Source organism: Kitasatospora aureofaciens (assembly GCF_001188955.3).
In the GTDB taxonomy this organism is placed as follows: Bacteria; Actinomycetota; Actinomycetes; order Streptomycetales; family Streptomycetaceae; genus Kitasatospora; species Kitasatospora aureofaciens.
Window position 1 is genome coordinate 1 of sequence record NZ_JPRF03000037.1, and the last position, 14,378, is coordinate 14,378.

Here is a 14,378-nt window from a genome sequence, read left to right on the forward strand (position 1 = left end):
CGGCGAAGGGGACGGCGGCGGCGCCGGCCGCGCTGAGCGCGAGCACCGGGCCGGCGAACGGCCGTAGCAGTCGGGCCCGTTCGGCCGGGTCGGGGGCGTTCGCGGCGAGCCCGGCGGCGCAGCGGGCGGCGGCGGCCACGTCGCGGTGGAGTTCGACGGTGCCGAGCTGGCCGGTGAGCGAGCGGACCAACTCCGGGTCGGCGGCGTCGGCGAGGGCGCGCTGGAGGTAGCGGGCGGCGTCGTCCCAGTGGCCGTCGGCGGCGGCCTCCCGGGCGGCGGTGCGCAGCACCGGGACGGCCCAGTCCAGTCCGGTGGTGCCGGAGGACATCAGGTGTTCGGCGGTGCGGGCGGCGGGGGCGCCGAGCCGGGCCAGCAGCGCGGCGGCCCGCTCGTGCAGGGCGACCAGGACGCGCGGGTCGGTGCGGGCCAGGACGGCGGTGCGGACCAGCTCGTGCCGGAAGGTCTCGGGCGGGCCGGGCTCGATCAGGTCGGTGCGGTGCAGCGCCTCGCGGGCCTCGTCGGCGAGCAGTTCGCCCTGTCCGGTGAGCAGGGCCGCGGTGGCGAGGTCGGCGTCGGCGCCCAGCACGGCGAGGCCGGTGAGCAGTTCGGCGGCCCGGGGGTGGCTCTGCCGCAGCCAGCTGAGGGTGGTGTCGGCGAGGGTGCCGGCGCCGATCCTGAGCACCTTGTCGAGGTCGGGCGAGCCGGGCGAGATCCGGGCGGCGGCCAGCCGGGCGGTGAGTTCCTCGACCACCAGCGGGTTGCCCCGGGAGAGGTTGTGGCAGACGGCGGCGAGTTCCGGGTCGACCGGGGCGTCGAACTCCTCGGCGACCCGCTCGGCCACGCAGCTGTCGCAGAGCGGGCCGGGGGTGAGGGTGCGGGCGTGGCGCAGGGCGGCGAGTTCGGCGGCCAGCGGGTCGGCGGCCTCGTCGGCGGTGCTGGCGAGCAGGGCGACCGGGAGGCCGTCGAGCCGGCGGGCGAGGTAGGAGAACCACTGCCGGGACTCCTCGTCGGCCAGGTGGAGGTCGTCCACGGCCATCACCACGGGTGTCCGGGATGTGAGCGAACGGGCCGCGTGGAAAAGGTTGTTCAGCACCCGTTCGCGCCCGTTTCCGGTGCTTTCGGAACCTGCCGGGAGGGCCCCCGGGTCGACGCCCGGAAGGGCCGCCGGAAGGGCTTCGGCGAGGAATTCCCCGGGTGATTCGCCCAGGAATTGCGAGGCCGCCGCCGAAGTTCTTGTCATGCGCATGAAAGGATCGAAGAGCTGGCGCACGACGCCGTACGGAAAGTCCCGCTCGTTGTCGTGGCAGCGGGCCCGCAGCACCACCGCCTCGCCCGGCATCCGGGCCAGCGCGGCCCGCAGCAGAGCACTCTTCCCGATCCCCCGCGGGCCCCTGACCAGCACGACCGCGGACCGGCCGGCGCCGGCACCCGCCACCGCACGTGCCAGCTCCGCCAGCTCCGTCTCCCGGTGCAGCAAAACCCCAGTCGGCACCGCAACCCCCCGTCGTACCTTCGCGCGGACACACCAGTATCGCCCTCCGCACCCCCCTGTCAACGCTCCGGCCGAATACGTACGGCACTACGTACCGCCCCAGTGGAATACGCAATTCCGCGCGATGCGTAGGTCGACGGCCCCGCCGAATATGCAGTATGTACATCGCTTTTGACGCCGTGTTCGAATACTCGCAACGACTTGTGAACACAGGGGGATGACTTATGGAGCGTCCGCGGCTCAAGGCCCATTTCCTCACCGAGACGGTGGGAGAAAAGGTCTTCCTGCTCGGAGAGGGGCAGGACTACCTCGTCCCGGGAGCCGCCGCGGTGCGCCTCCTGCCCTACCTGGACGGACGGCGCACCGTCGCCGAGATCCTCCAGGAGCTCGGCGGCGAGGTCGGACTCGGCCAGGCGCTGACCGCGCTGCGCCGCTACGAGGCGGCCGGGCACCTCGCCGAGGGCCGGCCCGCCCTGCCCGACCACGTGCTCGCCTACTGGGACGCCCAGGGCGTCGACCCGGCCGTCGCGCTGGAGGCCGCCCGGGCCACCGAACTGCTGGTGCTCGCACTCGGCGCCGCCGAGGCCGCCCCGCTGGTCGACGCGCTCACCGCCACCGGCCTGCGAGCCCGCGCCGTCACCGAGGACGACGCCGTCGCGGCCGGCCCGGACACCCTGGTCGTCGCCCTCACCGACGACTACCTCGACCGTGCCCTGGAGCGGCTGAACACCGCCCGGCTCGCCGACGGCCGCCCCTGGCTGCTCGCCAAGCCCACCGGCACCTCCCCCTGGCTCGGCCCGCTGCTGCGCCCCGGCGAGACCGGCTGCTGGAGCTGCCTGGCCCAGCGGATCAGCGGCAACCGCCAGGTCGAGCGCTACCTGGCCGGCAAGCGCGGCGAGACCGTGCCGCTGCACCCCACCCGCGCCGCGATCCCGGCCGGCCCGGCGATGACCGCCCAGCTGCTCGCCACCGAGGCCGCCCGCATCCTGGCCGACGAGTGCTGCTCCGCGCTCTCCGGCACCATGGTCAGCCTCGACCTCAACACCCTGCAGACCACCGAGCACACGCTGGTCCGCCAGCCCCAGTGCCCGAGCTGCGGCGACCCGAAGCTGCTCACCGAGCGCAGCCCCAAGGTCGTCCTGCAGCCCAGCCCCGCCCGGCACACCACCGACGGCGGCTACCGCGTCCAGGCCCCGCAGTTCACCTACGACCGGCTCAAGCACCACATCAGTCCGCACCTGGGCGCGATCACCCGCCTCGGCGCGCACGAGGACACCGGCAACGGCATCACCTACAGCTTCACCGCCGGCCACAACTTCGCCATGGTCAACGACAACATGGACCTGCTGCGCCGCAACATGCGCGGCCAGAGCGGCGGCAAGGGCCGCTCCGAGATCCAGGCCAAGGTCAGCGCGATCTGCGAGGCGATCGAGCGCTACTCGGCGGTCTGGCGCGGCGAGGAGCCGGTGGTGCGGGCCGCCTACCGCGACCTCGACCCGGCCGTCGCCGTCCACATGGACGCCCTGCTGCAGTTCTCCGACGCCCAGTTCGCGAACCGCGCCGAGTGGAACGCCGACCCCAAGCACCGGCTCCACCTGGTCCCCGACCCGTTCCCGGTCGACGCCGAACTGGACTGGACCCGTGCCTGGTCGCTCACCCACGACGAGGAGCGGCTCGTCCCCTCCGGCTACGCCTGGTACGGCCACCCCGACCTCCAGCAGCACTTCTACTGCGTCGGCGACTCCAACGGCTGCGCCAGCGGCAACACCCTGGAGGAGGCGATCCTCCAGGGCTTCTGCGAGGTCGTCGAGCGCGACGCCGTCGCCCTGTGGTGGTACAACCGGCTCGCCCAGCCCGAGTTCGACCTCGACTCGCTCAACGACCCGTACGTGGACACCATGCGCGCCTTCTACGCCTCGGTGGACCGCGAGCTGTGGGTGCTCGACCTCACCTCCGACCTCGGCGTGCCGGTGTTCGCCGCGATCTCCCGGCGCAAGCACGAGGTCGAGGACATCATGGTCGGCTTCGGCGCTCACCCGGACCCGAAGATCGCCGCGATCCGCGCGCTCACCGAGGTCAACCAGTTCCTCCCCTTCGTCGACCGCCGGGACGAGAACGGCAACACCCTCTACCGCACCGACGACCTGGAGACCCTGGAGTGGTGCAGGACGGCGACGATCGCGAGCGAGCCCTGGCTGCTGCCCGACCGCGCCGCCCCCGCCAGCACCCTCGCCGACTTCGCCCCGCTCGTCGGCGACGACCTGGCCGGACACGTCCGGGACTGCGTCGAACGCGCCCGGAAGGCCGGCGTCGAGGTGATCGTGCTCGACCAGAGCCGCCCCGACCTCGACCTCGCCGTGGTCAAGGTGATCGCCCCCGGCATGCGCCACTTCTGGCGCCGCCTCGCCCCCGGCCGGCTCTACGACGTGCCGGTGCGCCAGGGCCGGCTGGCCGCTCCGCACACCGAGGAGCAGCTCAACCCGAAGAACGTCTTCTTCTAGGAACGGCCGGGTGCAGACGAGATGACCACCGCCCTTGACGAGATCCACCTGCCCGCCGCCGCCCGTACGGTGCGCCGGCTGCGGCTGCGCCCCGACGGCGCGCTCGCCCCGCTCGGCCCCCGGGCCGTCCGGCTGACCGCGCCGGTCGGCGCGCTGAGCCTGCCCGACCTGGCGCCCGGCGCCATGGAGGCGGTGGCCGCGCTGGCCGCCGGGGAGCAGACCGAGGAGGAGCTGGCCGCCCTGGTCGCGGCCCGGGACGGCGACGCCGGGCTGCTGCGCTGGCAGCTGACCCGCCGCCGGCTCGGCACGGCCGGGATGCTGGAGCACTCCGTCCACCTGGCCGGCGAGGCCGCGGAAGAGCCACTGGCCCGGCTGCGCCCGGTCGGCCGGGGCGCCGCCGAGCCGGGGCCCACCCCGGACCCGACCGGCCAGGTGAAGCTGTCCCGCTTCGCCTCCGCCTCGGTCGAGGGCGGCGCCCTGCTGGTGCGCGCCCCCGGCAGCCCGCTGGCCGTCCAGCTGACCACCAGGGCGGCCGGCCTGCTGGCCGCCCTGGCCGGCTGGACCAGCCCCGCCGCGCTCGCCCAACTCCCCGGCGGGCTCCCACTGGACGCCGTCCGGCAGACCCTGCGGCTGTTCGCCGCGGCCGGCCTGCTGGCCTACGGCTCCCCCGGCGCCGAGCCGGAGGCCGAGGAGCAGCGCTTCGCCCAGTGGACGGCCGCCGACCTCGCCTTCCACTCCCGCACCCGCCGGCCCACCTCCGTGGCCGGGTACGGCGGCACCTACCGCTTCGGCGACCGCTTCGCCCCCGAGCCGGCATCCCCGGCGCCCTTCGCGGGCCGCAAGGTCGCCCTGCCCGTCCCGGACCTGGACGAACTCGTCCGCACCGACCGGCCGTTCACCGAGGTGCTGGAGCAGCGCCGCTCGGTGCGCGACCACGACGAGCGGGCGCCGATCACCCTGGAGCAGCTGGGCGAGCTGCTCCACCGCAGCGCCCGCCGCCGGCAGACCTTCACCGGCGGGGACGGCCAGGAGCTGGCCGACCGGCCGTACCCGAGCGGCGGCGCGGTGCACGAGCTGGAGCTGTACCCGCTGGTGACCTCCTGCACGGGCCTGGAGCCCGGGCTGTGGCACTACGCGACCGACCGGCACGAACTGGAGCTGGTCAGCGAGCCGAGCGCCGCGACCGCCCAACTGGTGAAGAGCGCCCGCGAGTCCAGCCTGATGCAGACCGACCCGCAGGTGGTGCTGCTGGTCACCGCGCGCTTCGGCCGGGTGATGTGGAAGTACGAGACGGTCGCCTACCCGCTGATCCTCAAGCACGTCGGCGCGCTCTACCAGACCCTCTACCTGGTCGGCACCGCCATGGACCTCGCGGTCTGCGGCCTCGGCGGCGGCGACGCGGCCGACTTCGCCGCGGCCAGCGGGCTCGACTACTTCACCGAGGGCAGCGTCGGCGAGCTGGTCATCGGCAGCCGGCCGCCCACGCTGCGCCAGGACGTCGGCGTCCCACGGAGAGAAGCCAGACGATGAAGTTCCGTTTCAAGGCGCTGCAGCGGATGCGCGAGCCGGACGAGCTCGACTCGCCGACCCTGCTCGCCGCGCCCCGGGGCTGGATCGCCCTGTTCGTCGTGATGATCACCATGGCCACGGCGCTGCTGTGGACCTTCGCCGGGAACATCCCGATCACCGTGGACGCTCCCGGCCTGCTGACCCACCCGCACGGCACCGCGATGATCCAGAGCCCGTTCGGCGGGATGGTCCGCACCGTGCTCGCCAAGCCCGCCGACCAGGTCCGGCAGGGCCAGTCGGTGGTGCGGGTCGAGGACACCGAGGGCCACAGCCGGGAGATCACCAGCCCGTTCGGCGGGCGGGTGGTCGGCCTGTCGGTCACCGACGGGCAGGTGGTCGCCCCCGGTTCGCCGGTCGCCTCGGTCGAGCGGGTGGACGACCCGCAGGAGCGGGTGGTCGCGATGGTGTTCGTGCCCGCGACCCGCAGCGTCGGCCTGGAGCCCGGCGACCAGGTGGACCTCAACGTGTCCACCACCCCGGCCGGCACCTTCGGCCTGCTGCGCGGCACCGTCAGCTCGGTCAGCCCGTACGCGCTCACCAGGGAGGCCGTATCCGGCCTGGTCGGCGGCGACCTCGCCGCCCAGCGCTACCTCGGCAAGGACGCGCCCCGGCTGGTCGTCGTCGACCTGACGCCCGACCCGGACACCCCGAGCGGCTTCGCCTGGACGTCCCAGAGCGGCCCGCCGCACCCGCTGGGCACCCAGGTCGCCGTCACCGCCACGATCAACGTCGGCCGGCAGACCCCGTTCAACCTGATCCTCGGCCGCTGAGAGGAGGCTCCGATGACAGCCACGATCCCGGAGACCACCTCCGTCTCCCCGGAGGAGAAGCAGAAGAAGCCCCGCCGCGGCCGCCCCACCCGGGCGGCCGCGCCGCGGCGCTGGCGGCACGCCGTCCCGACCGTCCTGCAGATGGAGTCGGTCGAGTGCGGCGCCGCCAGCCTCGCCATGATCCTCGCCTACCACGGCCGTTGGGTCCCGCTGGAGGACCTGCGCGGCGTCTGCGGCGTCTCCCGCGACGGCGCCCGCGCCTCCACCCTGCTGAACGCCGCCCGTACGTACGGGCTCACCGCCCGCGGCTACCAGACCGAGGCCGAGAAGCTCCGCGACCTCGACGGCCCGGTGATCATCTTCTGGGCGTTCCAGCACTTCATGGTGGTCGAGGGCGTCCGCACCCGGTACGGCCGCACCGTCGTCGCCGTCAACGACCCGGCCAGCGGCCCCCGGCTGATGGAGTGGGAGGAGTTCGACTCCGGCTTCACCGGCATCGTGCTCTCCTTCGAGAAGGGCCCCGACTTCCAGCCCGGCGGCGACAAGGGCGGCATCGGCCGCGCCCTGCTGGAACGCCGGCTGCCCACCGGGCGCGCCATGCCGCTGGTGCTGCTCGCCAGCCTGCTGCTGGTGCTGCCCGGCATCGCGGTCCCCGCGTACACCCGGGTGTTCATCGACCGCGTGCTGGCCGGCAGCGGGAGCGGCTACCTCCTCCCGCTGCTGGCCGCCATGACCGCCACCGCCGTGGTCGTGTTCGTGCTGACCTCCGTCCAACGGCACTACCTGCTGCGGATCGAGATCCGGATGGGGCTGGTCAGCTCCGCCCGGTTCTTCCGGCACCTGCTGCGGCTGCCGGTCGACTTCTTCCTGCAGCGCCGCCCGGCCGAGGTCGCCAAGCGGGTGTCCGGCAACGACGTGGTCGCCGAGATCCTCTCCCGCGACCTCGCGCTCACCGTGATCAACCTCGGCCTGGTGCTGTTCTACGCGGCCGTGCTGATCCGCTACGACATCCTGCTCGGGGTGGTCGGCGTCGGCATGGCGCTGCTCAACGTGGTCGTGCTGCAGGCCGTCGCCCGGGCCCGCACCGACGCCGTCGCCGCGCTGCGCACCGACCGCGGCAACCTCACCGCGACCACCTTCACCACGCTGTCGCTGATCGAGACCGTCAAGGCCACCGGCGCCGAGCAGGACGCCTTCGGCCGCTGGGCCGGGTTCCTGGCCAAGGTCGTCACCGCCAAGCAGAAGCTGGGCATCCCCAGCGCCGTGCTCACCGTGGTGCCGCCGATGCTGGCCGCGCTGAACAGCGGGCTGATCCTGCTGGTCGGCGGCCAGCGGGTGGTGGACGGCGCGATGAGCGTCGGCATCCTGGTCTCCTTCCAGACCCTGCTGGCCGCGCTCAGCCGGCCCGTCACCCAGCTCACCAACCTGGGCGGGCGGCTCCAGGACGTCACCGCCGACATCAAGCGGCTGTACGACGTCGAGCGCTACCCGGTCGCCGCCGCCTTCGCCCGCCCCGAACCGCCGGCCGGGCCCAAGCTGGACGGCACCCTGGAGTTCGAGGACGTCCGCTTCGGCTACAGCCCGCTCTCCGAGCCGATCATCAAGGACCTCAGCCTGACCGTCGTCCCCGGCCGCCGGATCGCCGTGGTCGGCGGCTCCGGCAGCGGCAAGTCCACCCTGGGGCGGCTGCTCACCGGCCTCTACACCCCGTGGTCCGGCCGGATCCTGCTGGACGGGCGGCCGCGCGAGGAGATCTCCCGCACCGTCCTGGCCTCCTCGCTGGCCTACGTCGACCAGGACATCTCGCTGTTCGAAGGAACCGTCCGGGACAACCTGACGCTCTGGAACGACGACGTCCCGGACGAGGCCGTCACCGCCGCGCTGCGCGACGCCGCCGTCTTCGACACCGTGATGACCCGGCCCGGCGGCATCCACAGCCCGGTCCTGGAGGGCGGCCGCAACTTCAGCGGCGGCCAGCGCCAACGACTCGAACTGGCGCGGGCGTTGGCCAGCGAGCCGACCCTGCTGGTGCTGGACGAGGCGACCAGCGCACTCGACCCGGAGACCGAGCGGGTGATCATGGACAATCTGCGCCGCCGGGGCTGCGCCTGCCTGATCATCGCGCACCGGCTCTCCACCGTCCGCGACGCCGACGAGATCATCGTGCTCCACGAGGGCTCGATCGTCGAACGCGGCACCCACGACGAGCTGTTGGCGCTCGGCGGCCACTACACCGCGCTCATCGAGTCCGCGCGCCGCGAGGAGGAGGACGAACTGTGAGTCTTGCCGTGGAGGTCTTCTCGCCGTTCCTCACCGAGGCAGCCGAGGCAGCCGAGCCCGCGGGTGAGCGCTACCTCGTGCTCGACGACCCCGGGCGGATGCTGCTGGTCCGGTCCGGCGCCGTCGACCTGTTCGCCGTCCGGCTCGACTCCGGCACGCCCCAGGGCCGTTGGCACTTCCTCTGCCGGATCGAGGCGGGCACGCTGGTGCCCGGCACGGCGGCGGCCGGGGCGCGCCGCGGCATCGTCGCCCGGCCGGTGCTCGGCGCCGAACTGTCCCACCTCGCCACCTCCCGGGTCGAGGGACTGTCCGGCGGTGCTTCCGGCGGTGCTTCCGGCGGTGCTTCCGGCGCCGCCCCTGCCGCCTCTGCCGCCTCCGAGCAGTTCCTCGCCGGGCTGGCCCGCGGCCTCACCGCGCTGGCCGGCGCGCTGCGCGACACCCTCCCGCCGCGCGAGTTCACCCCGCTCGACCCGGCGGAGCCGACCGTCCTCAAGAAGGGCCAGGCCCTGCGCTCCGTGGACGGCCTGCAGTGGGTGCGGGTCGAGGAGGGCACCGTCGAGGCACCCGAGGGCGCGGGCGAGTTCACCGAGGGCGCCGAGGTCTGCCTGACCGAGCGGGACTGGCTGGTCGCGACCGGCCCGGCCACCGTACGGGCCCGCTCCCCGCGCGAACTCCTCGACCGGGGCGGCCTGTGGGAGCGCCTCGCCGCCCACTGCGGGCGGCTGCTGGACGCCGTGGACCGCCGGATCGAGGGCCGCCGCACCGCCGAGACCGCGCAGATCGCCACCCGCCGGGAACGCGACGCCGGCACCCTCGCCGACTCCGCCCGCGGCTTCGAGACCATCCTGCGCGACACCGCCTCCCGGCTGCGGATCGGCGACGCCACCGGCGACGAACCGACTCTGGCCGCCGCCCGGCTGGTCGCCGCGCACGAGGGGTTCAGCGTCACCGCCCCGGTGGCGGGCAGCGGCCACGACCGCCGGCTCGACCGGCTCCAGGCCATCGCGCTGGCCTCCCACGTGCGCACCCGATCCGTCCGGCTGGACGGCAGGTGGTGGCAGAACGACCTCGGCGCGATGGTCGGCTACCGCAAGGCCGGCGCCCCGGTCGCACTGCTCCCGCTGGGCAACGGCTACGTACTGGCCGAGGGCGGCAAGGTCACCCCGCTGACCCCGAAGCTCGCCGCCGAACTGCAGAACAAGGCCACCGTGCTGTACCGGCCGCTGCCCGCGGCCGTCCGCACCGTCGCCGGGCTGCTCCGCTTCGGCCTGCGCAACAACCGGCAGGACCTGTGGATGTTCACCGGCATGGCCGCCCTCGTCGCACTGATCGGCCTGCTCGTCCCGGTGATGACCGGCGAGGTGCTCGGCACCTTCGTCGCCCACGCCCAGCGCAACCTGATCACCGAGGGCGCGCTGGTGGTGATCGGCTCCGCGATGGCGGTGGCCGCGCTGTCCATCGTGCAGAACATCGCGGTACTGCGGATCGAGAGCCGCTCCACCGCCGCCATGCAGGTCGGCGTCTGGACCAGGCTGCTGTCGCTGCCCGCGCCGTTCTTCGCCAACTACTCCACCGGTGAGCTCGGCACCACGGTGCTCGGCGTCAGCGCCGCCCAGGAGACCCTCTCCGGGATGATGACCACGGCGACCCTCGGGCTGCTGACCGGTCTCGCCAACCTGGTGCTGGTCTACTTCTACGACCTGCGGCTGGCCGGGCTGGCCACTCTGCTGGTGCTGGTCGGCGTCGGGGTGGGCCTGGCCGCCGGACGGCTGGAGGTCCGCTGGCAGCGCCGGCTGTACGCCCACGAGCAGGCGATGTCCGCCCGGGTCTTCCAACTGCTCACCGCCGTACCCAAGTTGCGCGTCACCGCGGCCGAGGACCGGGTGTTCGGGGTGTGGGCCGCCGAACTCGGCAAGGGCCGCGGCCTGGCCGCCTCCTCGCGCCGGGTGCAGAACGCCGTCACCACCTTCAACGCCGGTTTCCCGCTGGTGTGCTCGGTGGTCATCTTCGGCGTCATCGCCGGACCGCTGGACGGCGACGTTCCGATCCCCGTCTTCCTCTCCTTCTTCACCGCCTTCAACCTGCTGATCGCCTCCAGCCTCCAGTTCACCTCGGCGGCCGTCACCGCGATGGGCGTCGTACCGATGCTGGAACGGCTGCGGCCGATCCTGGAGGAGAAGCCCGAGGTCGACGACACCAAGGCCGACCCCGGCGACCTCTCCGGCCGCCTCGGCCTCAGCCACGTCACCTTCCGCTACGGCGAGGACGGCCCGGCGGCCCTCCAGGACGTCACGCTCAGCATCGAACCCGGCGAGTTCGTGGCGATCGTCGGCCCCTCCGGCAGCGGCAAGTCCACCGTGCTGCGTCTGCTGCTCGGCTTCGAACGCCCGGAGAGCGGCACGGTGCTGTACGACGGCCAGGACCTCGGCGAGCTGGAGGTCTCGGCGGTCCGCCGCCAGTGCGGGGTGGTGCTGCAGAACGGCGCACTGCTCGCCGGGGACATCAAGGCCAACATCGTCGGCTCCACCAACCACACCCTCGACGACGCCTGGGCCGCCGCCGAGATGGCCGGCATCGACAAGGACATCGCGGCCATGCCGATGGGCATGAACACCGTGCTCTCCGAAGGCACCAGCACCCTCAGCGGCGGCCAGCGGCAACGCCTGATGATCGCCCGCGCGCTCGTCTCCCGGCCCCGCATCGTCTTCTTCGACGAGGCGACCAGCGCCCTGGACAACCCCACCCAGCGCCTCGTCACCGAATCCACCCGCCGGCTCAACGCGACCCGGGTGGTCATCGCCCACCGGCTGTCGACGGTGGCCGAAGCCGACCGGATCATCGTGATGGACCAGGGCCGGGTGGTTCAACAGGGCCGCTACGAGGAGTTGTTGGCCGACCGGGACGGGCTGTTCGCCCGGTTGGCGCACCGGCAGATGTAGCCGGTGGACGGGTAGACGGAAGAAGAGAGAACGATGGAATACACCCTGCTCATTCACGGCGACGAGCGGGTCTGGAACGGACTGAGCGAGGCCGAACAGGCCGAACTCGACGCCGCCCACGTGCGGTTCGGGCGCGCGCTGCACGAGGCCGGGGTCACCGTCCGCTACGGCGCCGGGCTGCGTCGCAGCTGCAGCGCCCGGCTGGTGGTGCCCGGCGGCGGCTCCGAGGCGCCGGTCTCGGACGGGCCGTACCGGGAGGGGCACGAGCACCTGGGCGGGCTGTGGGTCATCGACGTCGCGGACGAGGCGGAGGCCGTGTCGTGGGCGCGCTGGATGCCCGCGGCGCCGGGCGACCTGGTCGAGGTCCGGCCGGTACGGGTGACCTGAGCACAGTGGAGCATGAAGGCCCCCGTCCTGGGAAGACGGGGCCTTCATGAGTTCGGTCAATTCTTGGTCGCGCTAAGGCAATTGACGCCTCAACAATGTCCGTGTGGTCTTGCCCCGCTCATGACAGTCGGCAACTCTGTACTGCCACCCCTCAACGGCCGACCCCAACGGCCGGGCTGGCGCGTGCACCTCCTGCTCGCCCCCAACGAAGGAGCCGACATGCGCAATTTCGTCATACGCCTCGCCACCCTCGCGGCGGCCGCCACCACACTCGCCGCCCCCGCGGCACCGAGCACCGCGGCGGCCGCCCAGAGCCTGGCGTTCCGCCCCCTCGCGTACAACACCAACGGCTACAACTGGGGCGGCTACGCCGCCACCGGCAGCGGCTTCACCTCGGTCTCGGCCTCCTGGACCGAACCGGACGCGGTCTGCAACTCCACCAACGACCTCTACGCCCCCTGGGTCGGCATCGACGGGTACGGCTCGTCCTCCGTGGAACAGACCGGCGTCGCGACCGACTGCTCCAGCGGCAGCCCGGTGAACCAGGCCTGGTACGAGATGTACCCGGCGAACCCGGTCTACCTGAGCCTCAGCTCCTACCCGGTCTCGGCCGGCGACCACATCAGCGCCTCGGTCACCTACGCCGGGAGCAACCGTTACACCCTCAAGCTCACCGACTCCTCGCAGGGCTGGACCTACACCACGACCAAGTCCGTCTCCGCACAACGGACCAGCGCCGAGGTCATCATCGAGTCGCCGACCGGCTCCTACCCCGACTTCGGCACGCTGAGCTTCACCTCGGCGACGGTCAACGGCAAGTCCCTCGGGTCCTTCAGCCCGGTCGCCCTCGACCCCAGCGCCAACGGCACCTACGAGGCCCGCACCAGCGGCCTCGGCTCCAGCGGCACCAGCTTCACCGACACCTTCCTGGCGGAATAGCCATCGTATCGAGGAGCAGGAAGTCGGCCGGGCCGACTTCCTGCTCCTCTTCTACGGTTCCCGAGCTGCGGAAACGTGCGCCACCGCTGCGGCGACGAGCGCGACGCACCCGCCGAGCAGCAGCACCGTCGACGGCGACGAGGCGTCGACGACCGCACCGCCGACCAGGGCACCGAGCGAGATGGCGGCCTGGAAGGAGGAGGTGAAGACGACGGTGGCCGCCTCCGGCGCGTGCGGGGCCGCGCGGACGAACCAGGTCTGCGCACAGACCGGGACGGCGCCGTAGGCGAGGCCCCACGCCGCGAGCAGCAGTGCCGCGACCGGCCAGGTGGTCCCGAGGGCGGGCAGCAGCAGCACGGCGGCGGCGAGCAGGCCGATGGCGAGGGTGAAGGTGGCGCGCCGCCGGCCCGCCCAGACTCCGCCCACGACGTTGCCGACGACGCCCGCGGCCCCGTACACCAGCAGGAGCGCGGTGACGGCGTCCGGGCCGGCCTGGGTGACGTCCTCCAGGAACGGGGTCACGTAGGTGTACGTGCCGAAGTGGGCACTCACCAGGAGGAGAGTCACCACCAACCCGGCCCGGACCGACCGCGTGCGCAACAGCCCCCGCAGGACGGCGAGCCTGGTCGGGGCCTCCGGCGGCAGCGGGGGCAGGGTCGCGGCGAGGGCGGCGAAGACAGCGAGGGTCAGCAGCGCCATGGCCGCGAAGGCCGCCCGCCACCCGGCCAGGTGGCCGAGCAGCACCCCGGCGGGCACGCCCAGGACCGACCCCAGCGGGACGGCCGAGAAGATCACCGTGTTGGCCCGGGCCTGCCACTCCGCCCCCGCCACCAGACGCGGCGCGAGTCCGGCCCCGACCGACCAGAACCCGCCGATCACCACTCCGAGCACGATCCGGGCGGCGAGCACCGCCCAGTAGCCGGGCGCGAGCGCACTGACGAGATCGGCCAGCGCGAGGGCCAGCATGAGCCCGCACAGGACCCGGCGCCGGTCGGCCCGCCGAACGGCGACCGTGACGACCGGGGCGGCCACGGCCGCGACGATCCCCGGCAGGGTCATCATCAGCCCGGCGGTGCCGTCCGAGATCCGGAAGGTGTCGCCGATCGGGGTGAGCAGGCCGATCGGCAGGATCTCGGTGGTCACGACGGAGAAGATCCCCGTCATCACGGAGACCACGGCCAACCAGCTGCGCACCGAGGTACGGGCAGCAACGGGCGATGTGAGCAGAGAAGTTGTGGACACGCAGCCAGTCCAACAGCGGTGCCGGGCCCCGGCTGGCGCGATTGCGACCTCAACCTCCGAAGCGTCCGGGGCCGCGAGGTGTGCGGTTCAGGTGGCATCGGGGGCGACGAGGTCGAGTCGGCCCAGACGGTCTTCGCGTTGGGGTGGTCCGCGGCTCCAAGGACAAGACCGGCTCCCACCTCGCCTTCGACCCGTCCGCCCGGCAGGCGTTCGTAACGTTCGCCGCCACCATCTGAATCTGACGCCGGGGAGGACCCAA

The 14,378-nt window shown here is 73.2% G+C and carries 10 protein-coding genes; 8 read left to right on the forward strand and 2 right to left on the reverse strand.

The features are described from left to right. Positions 1-1,492: AAA family ATPase (locus HS99_RS47880; protein ID WP_170066674.1), on the reverse strand; the 1,492-nt coding region annotated here is incomplete at its 3' end. Positions 1,493-1,716: 224 nt separating this feature from the next. Between HS99_RS47880 and HS99_RS24370 the strand changes: the two genes are divergently transcribed. The 7 genes from HS99_RS24370 to HS99_RS24400 all read left to right on the forward strand — a co-directional run bounded on the left by HS99_RS24370 (position 1,717) and on the right by HS99_RS24400 (position 12,877). Beyond that, complete coding sequence (locus HS99_RS24370; RefSeq protein WP_030555334.1) at positions 1,717-3,993, forward strand: TOMM precursor leader peptide-binding protein; 2,277 nt, start codon at positions 1,717-1,719, stop codon at positions 3,991-3,993. A 21-nt stretch (positions 3,994-4,014) separates the two neighbouring features. Continuing rightward, the gene (locus HS99_RS24375; RefSeq protein WP_050366650.1) at positions 4,015-5,523 is read left to right on the forward strand and encodes a SagB family peptide dehydrogenase; all 1,509 of its coding nucleotides are present in this window, start codon (positions 4,015-4,017) and stop codon (positions 5,521-5,523) included. After that, entirely contained in the window at positions 5,520-6,332 is an 813-nt protein-coding gene (locus HS99_RS24380) for a biotin/lipoyl-containing protein (protein WP_030289804.1), read from the forward strand. The genes HS99_RS24375 and HS99_RS24380 overlap by 4 nt, the downstream gene beginning before the upstream one ends. 12 nt (positions 6,333-6,344) lie before the next feature. After that, positions 6,345-8,612: an NHLP family bacteriocin export ABC transporter peptidase/permease/ATPase subunit gene (locus tag HS99_RS24385; RefSeq protein WP_046385445.1), complete on the forward strand. Its 2,268-nt coding sequence runs from the start codon at positions 6,345-6,347 to the stop codon at positions 8,610-8,612. After that, complete coding sequence (locus HS99_RS24390) at positions 8,609-11,551, forward strand: NHLP bacteriocin export ABC transporter permease/ATPase subunit (protein WP_141763796.1); 2,943 nt, start codon at positions 8,609-8,611, stop codon at positions 11,549-11,551. Before HS99_RS24385 ends, HS99_RS24390 begins: the two co-directional genes overlap by 4 nt. Positions 11,552-11,584: 33 nt before the next feature. After that, on the forward strand, positions 11,585-11,938 hold the full coding sequence (locus tag HS99_RS24395; RefSeq protein WP_030289807.1) for a YciI family protein: 354 nt from the start codon (positions 11,585-11,587) through the stop codon (positions 11,936-11,938). Positions 11,939-12,157: 219 nt separating this feature from the next. Further along, on the forward strand, positions 12,158-12,877 hold the full coding sequence (locus HS99_RS24400) for a G1 family glutamic endopeptidase (protein ID WP_030289808.1): 720 nt from the start codon (positions 12,158-12,160) through the stop codon (positions 12,875-12,877). Between the two features lie 51 nt (positions 12,878-12,928). Here the strand turns inward: HS99_RS24400 and HS99_RS24405 are convergent, their stop codons facing one another. Then, positions 12,929-14,119, reverse strand: coding sequence for an MFS transporter (locus HS99_RS24405; RefSeq protein WP_232543061.1), 1,191 nt, complete (start codon positions 14,117-14,119; stop codon positions 12,929-12,931). 143 nt (positions 14,120-14,262) lie between these two features. Here HS99_RS24405 and HS99_RS48470 point away from each other — a divergent pair, with 143 nt between their 5' ends. Next, the gene (locus HS99_RS48470; protein WP_157846584.1) at positions 14,263-14,355 is read left to right on the forward strand and encodes a DUF397 domain-containing protein; all 93 of its coding nucleotides are present in this window, start codon (positions 14,263-14,265) and stop codon (positions 14,353-14,355) included. Positions 14,356-14,378 lie beyond the last annotated feature (23 nt).